The organism is Streptomyces sp. NPDC043952, from assembly GCF_056435325.1.
Genome location: NZ_JBWKES010000053.1, coordinates 1 through 17,820, shown reverse-complemented (window position 1 = coordinate 17,820; position 17,820 = coordinate 1). Strand labels below are relative to the sequence as shown.

The following is a 17,820-nucleotide window of genomic DNA, read 5'->3' as shown; positions in this document are numbered from 1 at the left end:
CGGGGTCCGGGGGGATCGGCTGAGCGACGTTCCCGGGCGCGGGAGCGTCGTGGCCGGGCGCGGGAGCGTCGTGGCCGGGCGCGGGAGCGTCGTGGCCGGGCGCGGGAGCGTCGTGGCCGGGCGCGCAGTTCCCCGCGCCCCTTCGGAGCGCGCTGTTACGCCGCCAGGTCCCGTTCCTCCGAGTCCATCGGCTCGGCCGGCCGGCGGGCGCCCGGTACCAGTGGTACGTCCACGGGCGTCCGGCGGCGCACCAGCCAGGACACCCTCGGGGTCCGCTCCACCGCCTTCATCAGCGGGGTGAGCAAGGCGGAGGCCGGCGGGGCCAGCAGCAGGGTCACCGCGGTGCCGAGGGCGAAGCCGCCGATCACGTCCGTCGGGTAGTGCACACCCATGTAGACCCGGCAGAACCCCTCCAGCAGGGCCAGCCCGATCCCGGCGATGCCGAACCTGCGGTGGGCGACGAACAGCCCCACGCCGAGCGCCATCGTCAAGGTCGCGTGATCGCTGACGAAGGAGAAGTCGGTCTTGCCGGAGACGAGGACATCGAGCCCCTGATGGTCCACGAAGGGCCGCGGCCGGGACACGAATCCCCGGATCGGGATGTTCACCAGCACCGCGATCCCGGCGGCGAGCGGCGCCCACACCAGCGCGGCCACGGACGTCGCCGCGTCCGGTCCGCCCCGGCGGCGCACGGACCACCAGCACCACACCACGAGCAGCACCATCGCGAGCAGCAGGCCGTACTCGCCCACGAACTCCATGATCCGGTCGAACCAGTGCGGCGCGCTGCCGGCCAGACCGTTGATGTCGTAGAGCAGTTCGACGTCGGGGTTCGATCCGGATTCGGCGAGTACAGCCATGGTGCTGCGGCCCCTTCGTCGTCTTCCCGGACGCACCTCGTGTGCGTCGCACCGACCCCCGTCAACAGGAACGCACGGTCACCACCAATGCGTTCCACTCTCCACCGAAAGATCACGTAGACGTTATCGAAGAGAGACTCATCATCGCAGCTCAGGGGGTAGGTTCACGCGCGGTTTACACCGTCGTGGGGAGCGCTTTTGCGCCATCTTCGGTCACCCGAGTGGCACCGAAATAATCCGCTCCGTCGATCGGATCGAACCGGATCACCGCCCCCGTGCGCGGCGCGTCGATCATGTACCCGCCGCCGACGTAGATACCCACGTGGTGGATGGCCCGCGAGTCGTCGGGGTCGTGGGAGAAGAACACCAGGTCGCCGGGGAGCAGCTGGCTGCGCGAGGGATGCGGGCCCGCGTTGTACTGGTCGTTCGCCACGCGCGGCAGCTTGATCCCGACGCTCGCGTACGCCGCCTGCGTCAGCCCCGAGCAGTCGAAGCGCCCGCCCTGCGCCGCCGTGCCCTCGCCGCCCCACAGATACGGCGTACCGAGCTTCTGCTGCGCGAAGTTGATCGCGCCGGCCGCCTGCCGGGTGGGGTCGAGCCGGCTGGGCGGCGCGGCGAAGCTCTCCGCGAGGCTGTTGATGCGCCGCACGTAGTTCTGCGTCTCGCTGATGCCCGGCACCCCGCCGGCCTGGATGACCCGGTACGCCCCGGCGTTGTACGCGGCGAGCATGTTGTCGGAGACGTTGCCCGGAACATCCTTGACGTACTTGGCCAGTTCGCAGTCGTACGACGCCGCCGACGGAATCGCGTCGTTAGGGTCCCAGATGTCGCGCTTGCCGTCGCCGTTGCCGTCGATGCCGTGGGTCGCCCAGGTGCTCGGGATGAACTGCGCGATGCCCTTGGCGTCGGCCGGGCTCACCACGGTGGGGTTCCAGCCACTCTCCTGGTACAGCTGCGCGGCGAGCAGCGCCGGGGTCAGCGCGGGACACAGGTTCCCCCACTTCTGCACCAGTTGCTGGTACGCCGCCGGCACCGCACCCTTGGCCAGCGCCCGCCCGCCCGCGGTCAGGCCCCCCACGAGGTTCCCGGCGACCAGGTACACCGCGACCACGAGCACCATGACGAAGCTCAGGCCGCCCGCCACGAGGGCACCACCGACGATCCACGCCTTACGCACCGTCAACCGCCCCTCACCGTCGGCCAGTCCGCCGAGTGCAGTGTAGGAGCCGCGGCGGTCGAGCACGAGAACGCCCGTCCGAACACCGGCAGTTGCCCTCCCCCGTCACCGCGGCGGGCGGCGCACCGGCCCGCCGGAGTCAGTCCGCCGTCGTCAGTCCGCCGTCGTCGCGTCCTGGTACAGCTCCGCCGCCTGCGCGCCCAGCACCACGCTGTACGACACGTCGTCCGTGGAGCCGCCCTCCTCGTGGCCGCCGAGGATGCCGACGACCTGGTGGTCGCCGTTGATCCAGGGGCTGCCGCTGGTGCCGCCGGAGAAGGCGGGGCAGTAGATGCGCTGCTGGGTGGCGCTCTGGCGGCGGGGCTTGTTGGTGCAGCGGATGGGCAGTTCGCGGGAGTCGGGGTAGCCGGTGACCGTCACCGCGGTCGCGCCGGTCGTCGCACCGGTGACGAAGCGGTTGCCGCCGACCGTCTGTTCGATGGTGCGCCCGTCGAGATCGGCCACGGTGACGAGGGCGACGTCGCTGTCCTCGTCCTGGTCCCGCGTCCAGCCGTCGGGCAGGAAGCGCCGGGTCACCCGCCACACTCCGTACGGCGCCTGCCCGTTGCGGTAGCCCGGTATGAAGACCAGGTCCCGGTCCTGAGCGCTCACGCAGTGCGCGGCGGTGGCGATGAGGTCGCCCCGCGGGCTGTGCACCACCGAGGCCGTGCAGAAGTGGTTGCCGGCCGGCCGGCTCGCCTCGTCCGCGTCGAACAGCGCGCCGATCCGGGCCTCGCGCACGGAGGCGACCGCGTCCGCGGTGACCCCGAAGGGTCCCGGCCCATCGTCGGCGGACGCCACGGACGCCGAGGTCAGGGCGAGCATCACCACGGCCCCGAGCAACGCGGGACGCGAGGTGACCGAGATGCGTGAGATGCGCTTCATCAGCCCTCACTCTGTCTCACGAAGGTGAGAAACCCGCTCCGACTTCGCTGAGAATTCCCGCAGAAACCTCCCGATGGCCGGTGCGGGCACCACGCTACTGTCCCCCCGCCGCACCCGCCTCCCCACCGCTCCCCCCGCGTCAGAACGTCGTCGTCATCCCGCCGTCCACCGCGATGGTCTGCCCGGTGATGAAGGAGGCCGCGTCGCTCGCCAGGAAGACGACGATCCCCGCGATCTCCTCCGGCCGGCCCCAGCGCCCCAGCGCGGTACGGGTGCGCAGCCAGCGCTGCCAGTCGGGGTCCGCCACCAGTCCGGCGTTGACCTCGGTGGCGAAGGTGCCCGGCGCGACCGAGTTGACGGTCGTACCGCTCGGTCCGAGGTCCGCCGCGAGCGCGCGGGTCAGACCGTCCAGGCCCGCCTTCGCGGTGGCGTAGCCGACATCACCCGTACGGCCCAACTGCCCCACCACCGAGGAGACGTTGACGATGCGGCCCGGCATCCCGCGGGCGGCCAGCGACCTGGCCACCGCCTGGCTCAGCGCGTACGCCGAGGTCAGGTCCGCGTCGAGCAGCGCGTTCAAGTCCTGCGGCGTCATCTCCGCCACGCCCCGCCGGTCCCGGTGGCCCACGTTGTTGACCAGGATGTCGAGGTCGCCCAGCCCCTCCACCGCCGCCTGAGCGGCCGCCCGGTCCGTGACGTCGAAGGCGGCGGTCGTGACGTCGTACCCGTCCGCTTCCCGCAGCCGTCCGGCCGCCGCGGCGAGGGCCGCCGGGTCACGGCCGTTGAGGACCACCCGCGCGCCCGCGCCGGCCAGACCGCGCGCCATCTCCAGGCCCAGGCCGCGCGCCGACCCCGTCACGAGAGCCGTACGGCCGTCGAGCCGGAAGGACACGGGGCCGCCGCCGGGCGCGGGGCCGCCGCCGTTCGCCGGGCCGGCGCTGCTGCCGCCCGTCTCTGCCGAGGTCATGGGGGTCGGTCTCGGTCCGTGGTGCGTGCTGACGATTCCCGGAAGGTTCCGGGACATCCCTTACCCGCACCGTATCCCGTCCCCTACGGCTTTCCCCTCCCGACCACCCGGCCCCCGCTCCCCTCACTCCTTCCCGGCCGCCTTCCACTCCACCCCCGTCAGCTCCTCCGACAGGGTCCACAGCCGCCGCGCCGCCTCCGGGTCGCTCGCCGCCGCGCTGCGGGCGACCAGGGTCGGCGCGCCGCGGAACTCGCCGAGCCCGTCGGGGCCGGCGTAGGACGCGCCGGGGATGTCCTCGGTGGCCGCGAACAGCGTGGGCAGGGCGCCGGCCCGGTCGCTCTGGGCGACGACCCGGTCGGCGACCCTCATGGCGGCACGCATCAGGGGGTTCGCGTGATGGCTCGTGAGGTTGGTGGCCGCGTAGCCGGGGTGGGCGGCGAGCGCCCGCACGCCGGAGCCGGACTCGGTCAGGCGGCGCTGGAGTTCCAGGGTGAACAGCAGGTTCGCCAGCTTGGACTGGCCGTAGGCGCGCATCGGGCTGTAGCGGCCGCGCAGGTTCACGTCCTCGAAGTGGATGCGCTGATCGCCCCAGCGGTGCGCGCTGGAGGCCAGCGTCACCACGCGGTCCGTGACGTACGGCAGCAGCAGGTTCGTCAGCGCGAAGTGCCCGAGGTGGTTGGTGCCGAACTGCAGCTCGAAGCCCTGCGCGGTGCGCTGCTCCGGGAGCATCATCACGCCCGCGTTATTGATCAGCACGTCCAGCGGGCGGTCCCAGCCGGCCGCGAAGGCGCGCACCGAGTCCAGGTCGGCGAGGTCGAGCCGGCGCACCTCGGTGCTGCCGGCCACCCGCGCCGCGGCGGCGCCGCCCCGCGCGATGTCGCGCACGGCGAACACCACATGCGCCCCGGCCCGCGCCAGCGCCTCGGCCGTCACCAGGCCGAGGCCGCTGTTGGCACCGGTGATCACGACCGTACGGCCGGTCTGGTCGGGGATGCGGTGCACGTTCCACTTGCGCGCCGAGCGCGCGCCGGTCGTCTCAGCCATGGACTCAATGTAGGCAGCGACTACAATGCTGTCAATGACAACAACGGGGCGTCGCCCCCCCTTCCGCACCCGCCCCGGCCTGCCCCGGCGCGGCCCAGACCGTCAATGATGACGCCGCCTACATCGGGATACGATGGCGCACATGCCCGCAAGCCGCCCCTACCACCACGGAGACCTGCGCGCCGCGCTGCTCCGGAGCGCCGAGCGCACCCTGCGGGAGAAGGGGGCCGGCGCGCTGTCGCTGCGCGAACTGGCCCGCGACACCGGCGTCAGCCACGCGGCGCCGGGCCGGCATTTCAAGGACAAGCAGGCCCTGCTCGACGCCCTGGCCATGGAGGGGTACGAGCGGCTGGAGCGCGTCCTCACGGAGGCGTACGACGCGGGTCCGGACTTCGAGCGGCGCATGGTGACGATCGCCCGCGCCTACCTCGGCTTCGCCGTCGAGCATCCCGAGCTGCTGGAGCTGATGTTCACGCGCAAGCACCGCCCCGACAGCTCCGCCCAGCTCGTCGCGGCGGTCGACCGCACCTTCGGCTCGCTCCCCCGGCTGTTCGCGGACGCCCAGGCGAGCGGCGAGATCGTCGCGGGCGACCCCGAGCGCATCGCGCTGGCCGCCGCCGCAAATCTGCACGGTTTGGCCGCCCTCATCGCCAGCTGCGCACTGGACGCGGACGAGGCCATGGCCGGTCTGGACGAACACGTCCATCTGCTGCTGTACGGGCTCAAGCCCCGCTGAGCAGCGCCCACTTGGTCAATTCGCGTCCCGCGTACCCCACTTGACCTGCCCAGTCGGTCATCTCCCCGCCATCGCCCCGTCATTGATCAGTAAGCCGGGCACCCCATTCGGGTAACGCGGAAGTCAGTATTCCGAAAGCCCCTTGTTGTCGCGTACTCAACAAGCGAAGGTCATCGCGGGCCGCCGCCCCCATCGGCGAACACGCCGCTGGACCCCCACCGCAGGCCTCTGCCCCACCACATCCAGGAGGCTGTACCTTGCGTACGCACAGCACCCCCCACATATCCGGCAGATGGCGCCGCGCCGGTTCCGCCGCCGCTGCCGCCACCGCGCTCGCCCTCGCCGGCTTCGGTGCCGCCGCCCAGGCGAACGCGGCCACTCCCCACCAGGTCAGCGCCCGGACGATCGCCACCCAGGTCGCCAAGGCCCATGTGCGGACCACGCACGCCTGTGCCGCGACCCCGAAGAAGGGCTACGCCTCCTGTGACGCGCTGCGCGTGACCGGTGGCACCACCGCCTTCATGGAGAAGCAGGCCGCCGTCAAGGGCGTCGCGCCCGCGACGATCAAGCCCGACGCCTCCTCCGGCACCCCGACCGGCTACGGCCCCTCGGACCTCCAGTCGGCCTACGGCCTGGCCTCCGCCGCCGCGTCCAAGGGCGCCGGCGAGACCGTCGCCATCGTGGACGCCTACGACGACCCGAACGCCGCGGCCGACCTCGCGACGTACCGCTCGTACTACGGCCTGCCCGCCTGCACCACGGCCAACGGCTGCTTCAAGAAGGTCGGCCAGACCGGCTCGACCACCTCGCTGCCGACCGCCGACAGCGGCTGGGCCGGCGAGATCTCGCTCGACCTCGACATGGTCAGCGCGGTCTGCCCGAACTGCAGCATCCTGCTGGTCGAGGCGAAATCCGCGTCGATGACCAACCTCGGCACCGCGGTCAACGAGGCCGTGAAGCTGGGCGCGAAGTACGTCTCCAACAGCTACGGCGGCTCGGAGTCCTCCTCCGACACCAGCTACGACTCCTCGTACTACAAGCACGCGGGCGTCGTCATCACGGCGAGCGCGGGCGACGAGGGCTACGGCGCCGAGTACCCGGCCGGCTCCCAGTACGTGACCGCCGTCGGCGGCACCGCGCTCAAGAAGGCCTCCAACACCCGCGGCTGGAGCGAGAGCGTCTGGAACACCTCCAGCACCGAGGGCACCGGCTCCGGCTGCTCCGCCTACGACGCCAAGCCGAGCTGGCAGACCGACACCGGCTGCACCAAGCGCATGATCGCGGACGTCTCCGCCGTGGCCGACCCGGCCACCGGTGTCTCCGTCTACGACAGCTACGGCGCCGACGGCACCGGCTGGAACACCTACGGCGGCACCAGCGCCAGCTCCCCGCTCATCGCCTCGGTCTACGCCCTGGCGGGCACCCCGAGCAGCGGCAGCTACCCGGCCAAGTTCCCGTACGCCAAGGCCGGCACCTCCGCGCTGAACGACGTCACCAGCGGCAGCAACGGCTCCTGCTCCACCAGCTACTTCTGCACCGCCCGGTCCGGCTACGACGGTCCGACCGGCCTGGGCACCCCCGAGGGCGTCTCGGCCTTCACCGGCTGAGCAGGCGTCCCGAGGACGCAATCACCCCGTCGGGTCACGGGGGCGCCGCCGGCCCAGAGGGGGACGTGGGGTCCCCTCGGCGGCAGGGCAGGAAGGAGGGCGGATCACGGCAGCCGGCCGTGATCCGCCCTCCGGCCGTCTCCGGCGGCGCCGTCCGGCCTCCGATCCCGGTGGCCGCCGTCCGGTCCCCGATCCCGTTGGCGCCTTCCGGCCGCCGTTTCCTGTGAGTCGGGTCAAGGCCGCGGCAACGTTCGGTAAGGCGGAAGCCAGGATTCCCACGGGACGGCCACCGACTCTTGTTGTCGCGTACTCAACAAGTCATCGTCTTCGTCGTACCGCCGCACGCACCAGCAACGCCCCGGTTCCCTCCCCATATCCGGAACACCTGGAGGCTGCACTCATGCGTACGTCCCCCACCGCCGAACCCACGGCCGCCGCCCGCCGGCGCCGCCTCGGCACCGCCTTCGCGGCCGCCGCCGCGCTGGCCCTCGCCGGGTTCGGCACCGCCGTCCAGGCCGACGCCGCCCCCGCCGCACCGGCCAAGGCGACCTGGGCCAAGACCCCCTGTGCGACGCCTAAGCACCAGGGCGAACTCGCCTGCGACTCGCTGCGGGTGACCGGCGGACTCACCGCCTTCCAGCAGCAGCAGGCCGCCGACGGCATCACCCCCAAGGCCACGACGCCCTCCGGCTACGGCCCCTCCGACCTCCAGTCGGCCTACGGCCTCACCTCCGCCGCCGCGTCCAAGGGCGCCGGCGAGACCATCGCGATCGTGGACGCCTACAACGACCCGAACGCCGAGGCCGACCTCGCCAAGTACCGCTCGTACTACGGCCTGCCCGCCTGCACCAAGGCCAGCGGCTGCTTCAAGCAGGTCAGCCAGACCGGCTCCACCACCTCGCTGCCCACCAGCGACTCCGGCTGGTCCGAGGAGATATCCCTCGACCTCGACATGGCCTCCGCGATCTGCCCGAACTGCAACATCCTGCTGGTCGAGGCCAAGTCGGCGACCATGGCCAACCTCGGCACCGCCGTCAACGAAGCGGTGTCGCTGGGCGCCAAGTACGTCTCCAACAGCTACGGCGGCTCGGAGTCCTCCTCCGACGCCAGCTACGACTCCTCGTACTTCAAGCACCCGGGCGTCGCCATCACCGTCTCCGCGGGCGACGAGGGCTACGGCGCCGAGTACCCGGCCGCCTCCCAGTACGTGACCGCCGTCGGCGGCACCGCGCTCACCAAGTCCTCCACCACCCGCGGCTGGTCGGAGTCGGTCTGGAACACCTCCAGCACCGAGGGCACCGGCTCCGGCTGCTCCGCCTACGACGCCAAGCCGAGCTGGCAGACCGACACCGGCTGCGCCAAGCGCACCATCGCGGACGTCTCCGCCGTGGCCGACCCCGCGACCGGCGTATCGGTGTACGACTCCTACGGCGTCACCGCCGGCTTCTACACCTTCGGCGGCACCAGCGCCAGCTCCCCGATCATCGCCGCCGTCTACGCCCTGGCCGGCACCCCGAGCAGCGGCAGCTACCCGGCCAAGTTCCCGTACGCCAAGGCCGGCACCTCCGCGCTGAACGACGTCACCAGCGGCAGCAACGGCTCGTGCGGCGGCAGCTACCTGTGCACCGCCCGTTCGGGTTACGACGGCCCGACCGGCGTCGGCACCCCCGAGGGGGTCTCGGCCTTCACCGGCTGACCACTCGTCAACCCGCCTGCTCAGGGGCCCCGGTGGCAGCCGCCGCCGGGGCCCTCGGCCGTTCTCCGCCGCCCGCGCGTGAGACCATCGAAACGGCCTCTCACCCGACCGGCCGCCAGAAACCGGGCGGGGGCGTAAAGGAGGTCAACGACGGAACCACGTGGCAGGTTCCGGTCGGATCTCGTTGCCCGCGGTGACCTGCCGTGATACACAGAGTGACCATACGAGGTATTCGTACGAAACCCAGCCGTCAATGACGTCAAGTCGACATACGACGGCGAGGTTGTCGGCGACAATGAAGCCTGGCCTCTGCACACCGCAGGGGACTCGCGGAACTACCCACCAGGGGCGGTGACTTACATGCTCTTTGCGGCCGACAAGGGAGACATCAACACCATCATCGGCGGGATCGCTCCGGACTGGGGGCCCTTCGGCAGCCTGGGCAACGAGGCCAAGGTGATGATCGAGGTGGTGATGGCGGTGGCCATCCTGCTCTGCCTCGGCATCGCGGTCTGGGGTGCGGCCAAACAGCGTATCGGGGCGACGGCGCTGCGCGACACCTTCAGCGCGGAACAGGGCAAGGGCCTCATCATCGCCGGGCTCACCGGGGTCTTCATCATCGGGTCCCTGGGCACGCTGTTCACCATCGTCTACGGCATGGCGGTCTAGCGCACCCCCTGTTCCCCTCCCCTTAGAGGTCGCGTCTCCCTGATGTCGAGTCACCACACCGCGCCCGCGCGGGAACCAGCACGGCTACCGTCGTATGTCTACGAGGTGGAGGGGGCGTACACGGCATGAGTCACGGAGACGAGCAGGGCTACTCCGACTACGGCGACACGGGGCACACCCGTACCCGCCTGCCCGACCACGACCCCTACGGCGGCGCCCCCCGCCGCCCCTCCCGCTCCCCCTCCCGCGGACTCATCACGGTCGTCGGTGTGGTCGTCCTCCTGATCGCGGCAATCGCCTTCGCGAACCGCGGAGACCACCCATCGTCGAACGGCTCGACACCGAAGGAAGCTCGCCCTCGAGCCGCCTCCACTTCTCCCACCGGCACCCACCCAGTGAACACCAAGACCGCCGGCATTCCCTCGGGCTTCGCCCAGACCCAGCAGGGAGCGGAAAGCGCGGCCGCGAACTATTCGGTAGCGCTGGGATCGGCCGACATGTTCAACACCGCGTCGCGGCACGCGCTCGTCAACAGGCTGTACACCCCCGATGCAGCGAAAGACAAACAAGCGGCACTGGACAGCGTCTACACCAGCGCGAAGTTCCGCTCCAATATCGGTCTGACAAAGGACGGCACCGCCCCGAAGGGCGAGACCTTCGTCTCGCGGGTCATTCCCGTCGGGACCAAGACCACTGCCTTCTCAGGAGACACTGCCACGGTCGCGGTCTGGTACACCTCGCTGTTCGGTCTCTCGGGCGACGCCTCGACCAATCCGGTGACCGAGAGCTGGTTCACCACGACCTATGAACTGAAGTGGGTCGACAACGACTGGAAGGTCAGCGACTTCCAGCAGAAGGATGGGCCCGTTCCTGTGGGGCGCGATCAGCAGGCCTCCACCGCCACGGACATGACGAAGGCCGTCGAGGAGTACGGAGGGTTCACGTATGCGCGCTGACCACCGCTTCCTCAAGGTCACTGCTGTTCTCGGCTCCTTGCAGACGGCCACGGTGCTTCTTGCCACGCGTGCCTTTGCGGCGCCATCTCCATCACCCACCACAAGCAGCGATCACTGCGACCTGGTGCGCGGCCCCGCCAAGCAGTACTGCGAGCAGGGCAACAGCGGATCCAAGGGCGGAACCGGATCCGGCTCCAACCCCCTCTCCGACACCCTCGACCCCCTCTCCTCGCTGGCGCAGGGTTGTGCCAAGGCGGCTTCCTGGACGATCAACAAGCTCAGTTCCGCCGTCAAGGACACCGCCAACGTCGACTTCACCAATCAGAAGTTCCTCCAGCAGTACGCCATCGTCTTCGCCGCCTCGACCATCCTCACGCTCCTGCTCTGGCTCCTCGCCGTCGCCAAGCGCGCCGTCCGCGGCGTCCCGTTGACGACCGCGATCTCCGAGGCCGTCGGGTTCCTGTGGCTGACGGTGATGGCCTCGGCGTTCACCCCGCTGATCCTGTACACCGTCGTCTCCGCCACCGACAGCGTGACCGACGTACTCGCGAAGGCCACCGGCGACCAGGCGGACACGTTCTTCGGCACGTTCTCCGGCGCCCTGAGCAAGGGCACCGACATCGGCGGCGGCCCCATCATGCTGATCGTCGTCTCCCTGGTGAGCATCCTCGCCGCCGGCGTCCTCTGGCTGGAGCTCGTCATCCGCGCCGCCCTCCTCTACGTCGGCGCCCTCCTCGGCACCGTCGTCTACGCGGGCCTCGTCGACAAGAACATGTGGGGCCACGTCCGCCGCTGGGCCGGCATCATGATCGCCGTCATCCTGGTCAAACCGGTCATCGTGATCGTCCTCGGCCTCGCCGGCGCCCTCTCCTCCGGCAACGGCCCCGACGCCTTCTCCGCCGTCGTCTCCGGCCTCGCGATCATCCTGCTCGCCATCTTCGCCAGCGCCGCCATCTACCGCTTCGTCCCCGGCTTCGGCGACGAGATCGCGGCCGGCCGCAACAACCGCATCATGCAGGGCGCCGAGGGCAAGGCCGCCGCCGTCATCAGCTCCCCCGCCTCCCTCGTCGCCCAGGGCATCAAGACCCACAGCACCCGCGCCGACAGCAACGCGGCACAGAGCGGCGGCGGCTCCAGCACCCCCCGCCCGGCCAACCCCGCCACCGGCGGCGTCGCCGCGCACAGCGGCCGTACCCCCGGCCAAAGCGGCGGAGCCGTCCCCTCCGCCACCCCCGCGCCACGGGCCCCCAGCCCGGTCAACACCCCGCACGCAGGCAACACCCGCAACAACCGCACGGGAGGTGAAGGGCGTTGACGACCGAGTCCCACCTGTCCCATCCGGTCACGCCCCGCCGTACGTATCTCATCGGACGCGCCCGGCCGAACGCCATCGTCGGCCGCAACCGCGAGTCCGGCGAGATCGCGCTGATCATCGTGGGCGCGTTCCTCGGCATGATGTGCGGCCTCCTCGTGCCCACCCTCTCGCTGCGGATCGTGCTGCTGATGGGCTTCCCCCTGCTCGCGCTCGCCGCGGTGTACGTGCCGTACAAGCGCCGCACCTTCTACAAGTGGTTCGAGATCAACCGCAGTTACAAGCGCACCGTCAAGCGCGGCGCCACCTACCGCTCCGCCGTCATGGAGGCCGGCACCCGCCTCGACGGCCAGGAGGTGGAGATCGGGCCGCCGCCGGGCATCGGCCGCATCAGCTGGCTCGCCGCCCCCTTCGGCCCGGACGAGATCGCCGTGCTGCTGCACGCCGACCGCAAGACCGTCACCGCCGCCATCGAGATCGAGGGCCCCGGCGTCGGCCTGCGCGACTCCGAGGACCAGGAGGCGCTGGTCGACCGGTTCGGCACCCTGCTCAAGCACGTCGCCAACGGCGACGGCTTCGTCACCCGGCTCCAGATGCTCGCCCGCACCCTGCCCGCCGACCCCGACGCGCACGCCAAGGACGTCGCCCAGCGCGGCGACGACCGCGCCCCGGCCTGGCTCCAGCACTCCTACGACCAGCTCCAGTCGATGGTGTCCACGAGCAGCGAGCAGCACCGCGCCTACCTCGTCGCCTGCATGCACTACAGCCGTGAACTGGCCGCCGAGGCCCAGGCGATGGCCCGCGCCGCCCGCCCCCAGTCCGGCCGCAAGCTCGACCGGGACGCCGGGCTCGCCGTCGTCATGGCCCGCGAGCTGACCGACATCTGCTCCCGCCTCCAGGAAGCCGACATCCGCGTCCGCCAGCCGCTCGGCCAGGGCCGGCTCGCCTCCCTGATCCACTCCATGTACGACCCGGACCACCCCATCGACCACATCCAGGCAATGACCCGGCGCAACGCCTGGCCGGCCGAACTGGACGCCACCGAGCCGACGTTCCTCCAGGCCAAGACCCGCGAGTCCAGCACCCGCGCCCCCTGGTGCCACGCCACCGCCTGGGTCAAGGAGTGGCCGATGACCCCGGTCGGCGTGAACTTCCTGGCCCCGCTGCTGGTCCACACGCCGGACGTGATCCGCACCGTCGCCGTCACCATGGACCTCGAACCCACCGAGGTCGCCATCGAGCGCATGCTGACCGAGAAGACCAACGACGTGGCCGAGGCGTCCCGCGCCGCCAAGATGAACCGCACCGTCGACCCCCGCGACATCGCCGCCCACAACCGGCTCGACCAGCGCGGCGAGGACCTCGCGAGCGGCGCCGCGGGCGTCAACCTCGTCGGCTACATCACCGTCTCCGCCCGCACCCCGGAGGCCCTCGCCCGCGACAAGCGGACGATCAGGGCCTCGGCCGGAAAGTCGTACCTCAAGCTGGAGTGGTGCGACCGGGAGCACCACCGCGCCTTCGTGAACACACTTCCTTTCGCCACCGGCATCCGAAGGTAGGGGCTGATTCGCCGATGCGGGATCCGCTGACCGTCCTCACCGAGGCGTTCACCTCCTTCCTCTTCGGGAAGGTCGAGACGACCCGGCTGCCGGTGCGCACCTCCACGGGCCAGGCCCAGGCGGTCTACCTGCCCACCGCCGCGCCCGGACTCGGGGACTCCGGCGTCATCATCGGCCGCGAGGTCTACTCCGGGAAGGGCTACATCTACGACCCCTTCCAGCTCTACGGCCAGCAGCTCCCGGCCCCGCACTGGCTGGTCCTCGGCGAGTCCGGCAACGGCAAGTCGGCGCTGGAGAAGACGTACGTGCTGCGCCAGCTGCGCTTCCGCGACCGGCAGGTCGTCGTCCTGGACGCACAGGGCGAGGACGGGGTCGGCGAGTGGAACCTCATCGCCGAGGAGCTGGGGATAACGCCGATCCGGCTTGACCCCACGGCCGCCCTGAACCACGGCATCCGCCTCAACCCGCTGGACCCGGCGATCACCACCACCGGCCAGCTGGCGCTGCTGCGCACCATCATCGAGGTGGCGCTGGGCCACGGCCTGGACGAGCGTTCCGGCTTCGCCCTCAAGGTCGCCCACTCGTACGTCAACGAGACCATCGTCGACCGCCAGCCGGTCCTCACCGACATCGTGGAGCAGCTACGGCACCCCGAGCCGGAGTCCGCCGAGGCGATGAACGTCGCCCTGGACGACGTACGGGCCTGGGGCCTGGACGTCGCCCTGGTCCTGGACCGGCTGGTCGACGGTGACCTGCGCGGCATGTTCGACGGCCCGACCACGGTCGGCATCGACCTCGACGCCCCGCTCATCGTCTTCGACCTCTCGCACATCGACCGCAACTCCATCGCCATGCCCATCCTGATGGCGATCGTCGGCGTGTGGCTGGAGCACACCTGGATCCGGCCCGACCGCAAGAAGCGCATCTTCCTGGTCGAAGAGGCCTGGCACATCATCAACAGCCCGTTCGTGGCCCAGCTGTTCCAGCGCCTGCTGAAGTTCGGCCGGCGCCTCGGCCTGTCCTTCGTGGCGGTCGTCCACCATCTGTCCGACGTGGTGGACGGCGCGGCCGCGAAGGAGGCGGCGGCGATCCTGAAGATGGCCTCGACCAGGACGATCTACGCCCAGAAGGCCGACGAGGCGAGAGCCACCGGCCGGGTGCTCGGGCTGCCGCGCTGGGCGGTGGAGATCATCCCGACGCTGTCACCGGGCATCGCGGTCTGGGACGTCAACGGCAATGTCCAGGTGGTCAAGCACCTCATCACCGAGTCGGAGCGCCCGCTGGTCTTCACCGACCGCGCGATGACCGAGTCCGCCAGCGACCGTGCGCGGGACGACGCTCTGCGCGCCGCGGAGCTGGAGGCGGAGCAGCGGGCCGCGGCCTTCGTGGAACAGCACCTCGGCGACTCCGAGTCGACGGTGGCGTAGGGAGGCACGGCAGGTGAGACCGGACGCTCGCGCACCACGGGAAGACCGGCGGCCGCAGGTACGACAGGGGCAGGGCGGCATCCCCGACGGGCTGCTGCTCGGCCTCCTCGCCTTCCTGCTCGGCATCACCGTCCTGGTGTGGACGGCCACGGGCCTGTCGGCACTCTTCGCCCAGGGTGCCTGGCCCGCGGGCGTCACCTTCCTGCGCACCCCCCTGGCCATGCGCCATCTGATCAGCAGGCCGCACGACCTGGCCGGCGCCTGGCCGGACACCCCCGCGTCCCGGCTCTCCGGCTGGGGCCTGTTCTGGGGGCTCTTCATCGCCCAGCTGATGGTCCTGTTCGTCGCCACCGTGTTCGTGCTGGGGACGGTGGCGCGATGGCGGGCGGGCCGGGCACGGGCACGGGCGGGCAGGCCCGTGGCGGAGCCGTTGTCCCCGGCCCCGGTGTCCGCGGCCCCGGTGTCCGCGGCCCCGATGGTCACGCCGCAGCCTGTGGAGGTGCCGCCGAGGTACGAGGTTCCGGTGCAGCGGCACGAGATGCCGCAGCCGCCCGCCACCGCCGAACAGCCGCCCGCCGGGGCGCCGTTGGACCAGCTCTCCGCATCCGCCGGGCACCCGGCCGCCAGGCGGGAGAAGATCCTCATCGCGCCGCCGGACACCCGCCGCACGGCCGCCGCCCAGGCGGTACGGGATGCGGCGGGGCCCGTCCTCGTCGTCACCTCGGACCCGTCCCTGTGGGCGGAGACCAAGGACGCCAGGGCCAAGCTGGGCCCCACTCACCTCTACGACCCGGCCCACCGCTGCGACACCCCAGCCCGCCTGCACTGGTCTCCCACGGCCGGCTGCGCGGACAAGCAGACCGCGCTCCAGCGGGCGACCGCGCTCCTCGCCCCCGTGCGGCCCACCGCCCGCATCGACCAGGCCGTGGTGGACACGGCGACCACCCTGCTGCGCAGCTATCTGCACGCCGCCGCGCTGGAGAACCGCACGGTCCGCCATGTGCACCGCTGGTCCCAGGGCAGCCAGGTGCAGGATGCCGTACGCACCCTGCGCACGCATCCCAAGGCCGCCGCCGGTGCCGCCGGTGAGCTGGAGGCCGCCCTCACCGCGCATCCAGAACGCCGGGACATCGCCCAGGAGTTGACCGGCAGGGCGCTCGCCGCGCTCTCGACGGTCAACATCCGCGAGGCGTGCATTCCCAACCGAACTGATGCGCTCGCCCTGGATTCCTTCGCCGACGAAGGGGGCACGCTTTACGTAGTCGGTGAATCCATCGAGGACCCGAGGAGCACGCCGGGCGCGATGCCCCTGCTGACGGCCCTCGTCTCCAGCGTGGTCGAGCACGGCCGGCACATGGCCGCAGGGTCATCCTCCGGTCGGCTCGACCCACCACTGACCCTGGTCCTGGACGACATCGCCGCGGTCGCCCCCTTCCCCCAGCTCCCGGAGCTGCTGGACAGCGGGGACGAACAGGGGCTGCCGACGCTCGCCCTGTTCCGCTCGCGTGAACAGGCCCGCGCCCGCTGGCCGCACCAGGAGCTGCCGGGCCTGCCCGGACTGCCGGGGCTAACGGTCTAGGACGAACTCCAGCTCGTCCTGTGCCGTGTCCCGGAAGAACGGCACGCGCGCCCCGCTCGGCACGAACCCCGCCTTGCGATAGGCGCCCTGGGCCCGCTCGTTGTCCTGGTGCACCAGCAGCCGCACCCGTTCGGCGCCACGCCCCCACGCCCAGGTCACGCCCGCGTCGAACAGGGCCTTGATCAGCCCGTCCCCCCGGTGTTCGGGCCGCACGTACACGCCGACGACATGTCCCTGCCGGCATTCCACCGGGAGGCCGGCCCAGTCCTCGGTGCCGGCCTCCTCCATCAGCACGGTCAGCGAACCGGCCCACGAGCCGTCGGGCAGCTCGGCGATGAACTGCCGCGCCGTCGCCGACCCTTCGCCCGAGCCGGTGGCCCGGTCCTGCCAGAAGAGGTCGTCCTTCGCGGCCGCCTCCTCGTATCCCTCCAGGAAGGCGAGCGGCGCGGCCGGGTCCCGCAGCGCGTCCAGCCGCAGGCTCCTCACCTTCTCCCACTCCGCGGGACGTATGGCGCGTACGACGTAATCCTGGCTGGTCATCCTGGTCATGCCCGTTACCGTAGTGCTGCGGTAGGCCCTCGGCACCCCATAATCTCGTCGCATGACCACTCTTCGGGAACGACCCCATACCGCTGTCCTCGTCATCGACGTCCAGAACGGCGTCGTCGCCGGCTCCCCCGGCCTGGACGATGTCGTGTCGAACATCAACACCCTGATCGACAGGGCCCGCTCGGCGGGTGTCCCGGTGGTGTGGGTGCAGCACCAGGACGAGGACCTGGTGCCCGGCACCGAGAACTGGGAGATCGTCCCGCAGTTGAAGCGCCTGGAGACCGAGCCCCTGGTCGCCAAGAGCTACCGGGACTCCTTCGAGGACACCGACCTGGAGTCCGTCCTCGCCGGACGCGGGGTGGGACGGGTGCTCGTCACGGGCGCCCAGAGCGATTTCTGCGTCCGCTCCACGCTGCACGGCGCCCTGGTGCGCGGCTACGACTCGATCCTGGTCGCCGACGCGCACACCACGGAGGACCTCACGGAGTACGGCGCCCCGGCCCCGGAGCAGGTGATCGCGCACACCAATCTGTACTGGAGCGGCCAGTCCGCACCGGGACGTGAGGCCGGCACGGTGAAGACGGCCGATGTGACGTTCTGAGTTCGCATGTCATGGGCCCGGAATGCAGAAAACCCCCGCACCAATGGTGCGGGGGTTTCCCGGAATGATTGTTCGGCGGCGTCCTACTCTCCCACAGGGTCCCCCCTGCAGTACCATCGGCGCTGAAAGGCTTAGCTTCCGGGTTCGGAATGTAACC

Annotated in this window: 16 protein-coding genes and 1 rRNA gene; 10 read left to right on the top strand and 7 right to left on the bottom strand. The window is 71.1% G+C overall.

Annotated elements, in window-relative coordinates:
• Positions 1 to 155: 155 nt before the first annotated feature.
• From AC069R_RS32695 to AC069R_RS32675, 5 genes are all read right to left on the bottom strand, one after another.
• A complete protein-coding gene (locus AC069R_RS32695) occupies positions 156 to 860 on the bottom strand; it encodes a phosphatase PAP2 family protein (protein ID WP_478770333.1) in 705 nt (234 codons plus the stop codon).
• Positions 861 to 1,035: 175 nt separating this feature from the next.
• Positions 1,036 to 2,043 carry a bifunctional lytic transglycosylase/C40 family peptidase gene (locus tag AC069R_RS32690; protein ID WP_478770332.1) on the bottom strand — a complete coding sequence of 336 codons (1,008 nt, stop codon included), beginning with the start codon at positions 2,041 to 2,043 and terminating at the stop codon, positions 1,036 to 1,038.
• A 147-nt stretch (positions 2,044 to 2,190) separates the two neighbouring features.
• The gene (locus tag AC069R_RS32685) at positions 2,191 to 2,961 is read right to left on the bottom strand and encodes a trypsin-like serine peptidase (RefSeq protein WP_478770331.1); all 771 of its coding nucleotides are present in this window, start codon (positions 2,959 to 2,961) and stop codon (positions 2,191 to 2,193) included.
• A 139-nt stretch (positions 2,962 to 3,100) separates the two neighbouring features.
• Positions 3,101 to 3,928, bottom strand: coding sequence for an SDR family oxidoreductase (locus AC069R_RS32680; protein ID WP_478770330.1), 828 nt, complete (start codon positions 3,926 to 3,928; stop codon positions 3,101 to 3,103).
• 123 nt (positions 3,929 to 4,051) lie between these two features.
• Positions 4,052 to 4,972 (bottom strand): oxidoreductase, encoded by a 921-nt coding sequence (locus AC069R_RS32675; RefSeq protein WP_478770329.1) that lies wholly within the window; start codon positions 4,970 to 4,972, stop codon positions 4,052 to 4,054.
• 133 nt (positions 4,973 to 5,105) lie between these two features.
• Between AC069R_RS32675 and AC069R_RS32670 the strand changes: the two genes are divergently transcribed.
• The 9 genes from AC069R_RS32670 (at position 5,106) to AC069R_RS32630 (ending at position 16,513) form a co-directional block, all read left to right on the top strand.
• Entirely contained in the window at positions 5,106 to 5,708 is a 603-nt protein-coding gene (locus tag AC069R_RS32670) for a TetR/AcrR family transcriptional regulator (protein ID WP_478770328.1), read from the top strand.
• 257 nt (positions 5,709 to 5,965) lie between these two features.
• Positions 5,966 to 7,315 (top strand): S53 family peptidase, encoded by a 1,350-nt coding sequence (locus AC069R_RS32665; RefSeq protein WP_478770327.1) that lies wholly within the window; start codon positions 5,966 to 5,968, stop codon positions 7,313 to 7,315.
• A 400-nt stretch (positions 7,316 to 7,715) separates the two neighbouring features.
• Positions 7,716 to 9,011 (top strand): S53 family peptidase, encoded by a 1,296-nt coding sequence (locus AC069R_RS32660; RefSeq protein WP_478770326.1) that lies wholly within the window; start codon positions 7,716 to 7,718, stop codon positions 9,009 to 9,011.
• Positions 9,012 to 9,371: 360 nt separating this feature from the next.
• The gene (locus tag AC069R_RS32655) at positions 9,372 to 9,680 is read left to right on the top strand and encodes a hypothetical protein (protein WP_014673544.1); all 309 of its coding nucleotides are present in this window, start codon (positions 9,372 to 9,374) and stop codon (positions 9,678 to 9,680) included.
• 125 nt (positions 9,681 to 9,805) lie between these two features.
• Positions 9,806 to 10,636: a DUF8175 domain-containg protein gene (locus AC069R_RS32650; protein WP_478770325.1), complete on the top strand. Its 831-nt coding sequence runs from the start codon at positions 9,806 to 9,808 to the stop codon at positions 10,634 to 10,636.
• Entirely contained in the window at positions 10,626 to 11,951 is a 1,326-nt protein-coding gene (locus AC069R_RS32645; protein WP_478770324.1) for a hypothetical protein, read from the top strand. Before AC069R_RS32650 ends, AC069R_RS32645 begins: the two co-directional genes overlap by 11 nt.
• Positions 11,948 to 13,507 carry an SCO6880 family protein gene (locus tag AC069R_RS32640; RefSeq protein WP_397985212.1) on the top strand — a complete coding sequence of 520 codons (1,560 nt, stop codon included), beginning with the start codon at positions 11,948 to 11,950 and terminating at the stop codon, positions 13,505 to 13,507. Before AC069R_RS32645 ends, AC069R_RS32640 begins: the two co-directional genes overlap by 4 nt.
• A gap of 14 nt (positions 13,508 to 13,521) precedes the next feature.
• Positions 13,522 to 14,934 (top strand): ATP-binding protein, encoded by a 1,413-nt coding sequence (locus AC069R_RS32635; protein WP_478770323.1) that lies wholly within the window; start codon positions 13,522 to 13,524, stop codon positions 14,932 to 14,934.
• 13 nt (positions 14,935 to 14,947) lie between these two features.
• A complete protein-coding gene (locus tag AC069R_RS32630; protein WP_478770322.1) occupies positions 14,948 to 16,513 on the top strand; it encodes a P-loop NTPase family protein in 1,566 nt (521 codons plus the stop codon).
• Here AC069R_RS32630 and AC069R_RS32625 read toward each other — a convergent pair.
• Positions 16,502 to 17,053, bottom strand: a complete 552-nt coding sequence (locus tag AC069R_RS32625) for a GNAT family N-acetyltransferase (RefSeq protein WP_478770348.1) — start codon at positions 17,051 to 17,053, stop codon at positions 16,502 to 16,504. The two genes, AC069R_RS32630 and AC069R_RS32625, sit on opposite strands and share 12 nt — an antisense overlap.
• A gap of 61 nt (positions 17,054 to 17,114) precedes the next feature.
• Between AC069R_RS32625 and AC069R_RS32620 the strand changes: the two genes are divergently transcribed.
• The gene (locus AC069R_RS32620) at positions 17,115 to 17,663 is read left to right on the top strand and encodes a cysteine hydrolase family protein (protein WP_478770321.1); all 549 of its coding nucleotides are present in this window, start codon (positions 17,115 to 17,117) and stop codon (positions 17,661 to 17,663) included.
• A gap of 70 nt (positions 17,664 to 17,733) precedes the next feature.
• Here AC069R_RS32620 and rrf read toward each other — a convergent pair.
• Positions 17,734 to 17,820: ribosomal RNA gene (gene rrf, locus AC069R_RS32615) — 5S ribosomal RNA — on the bottom strand; the annotation flags it as partial.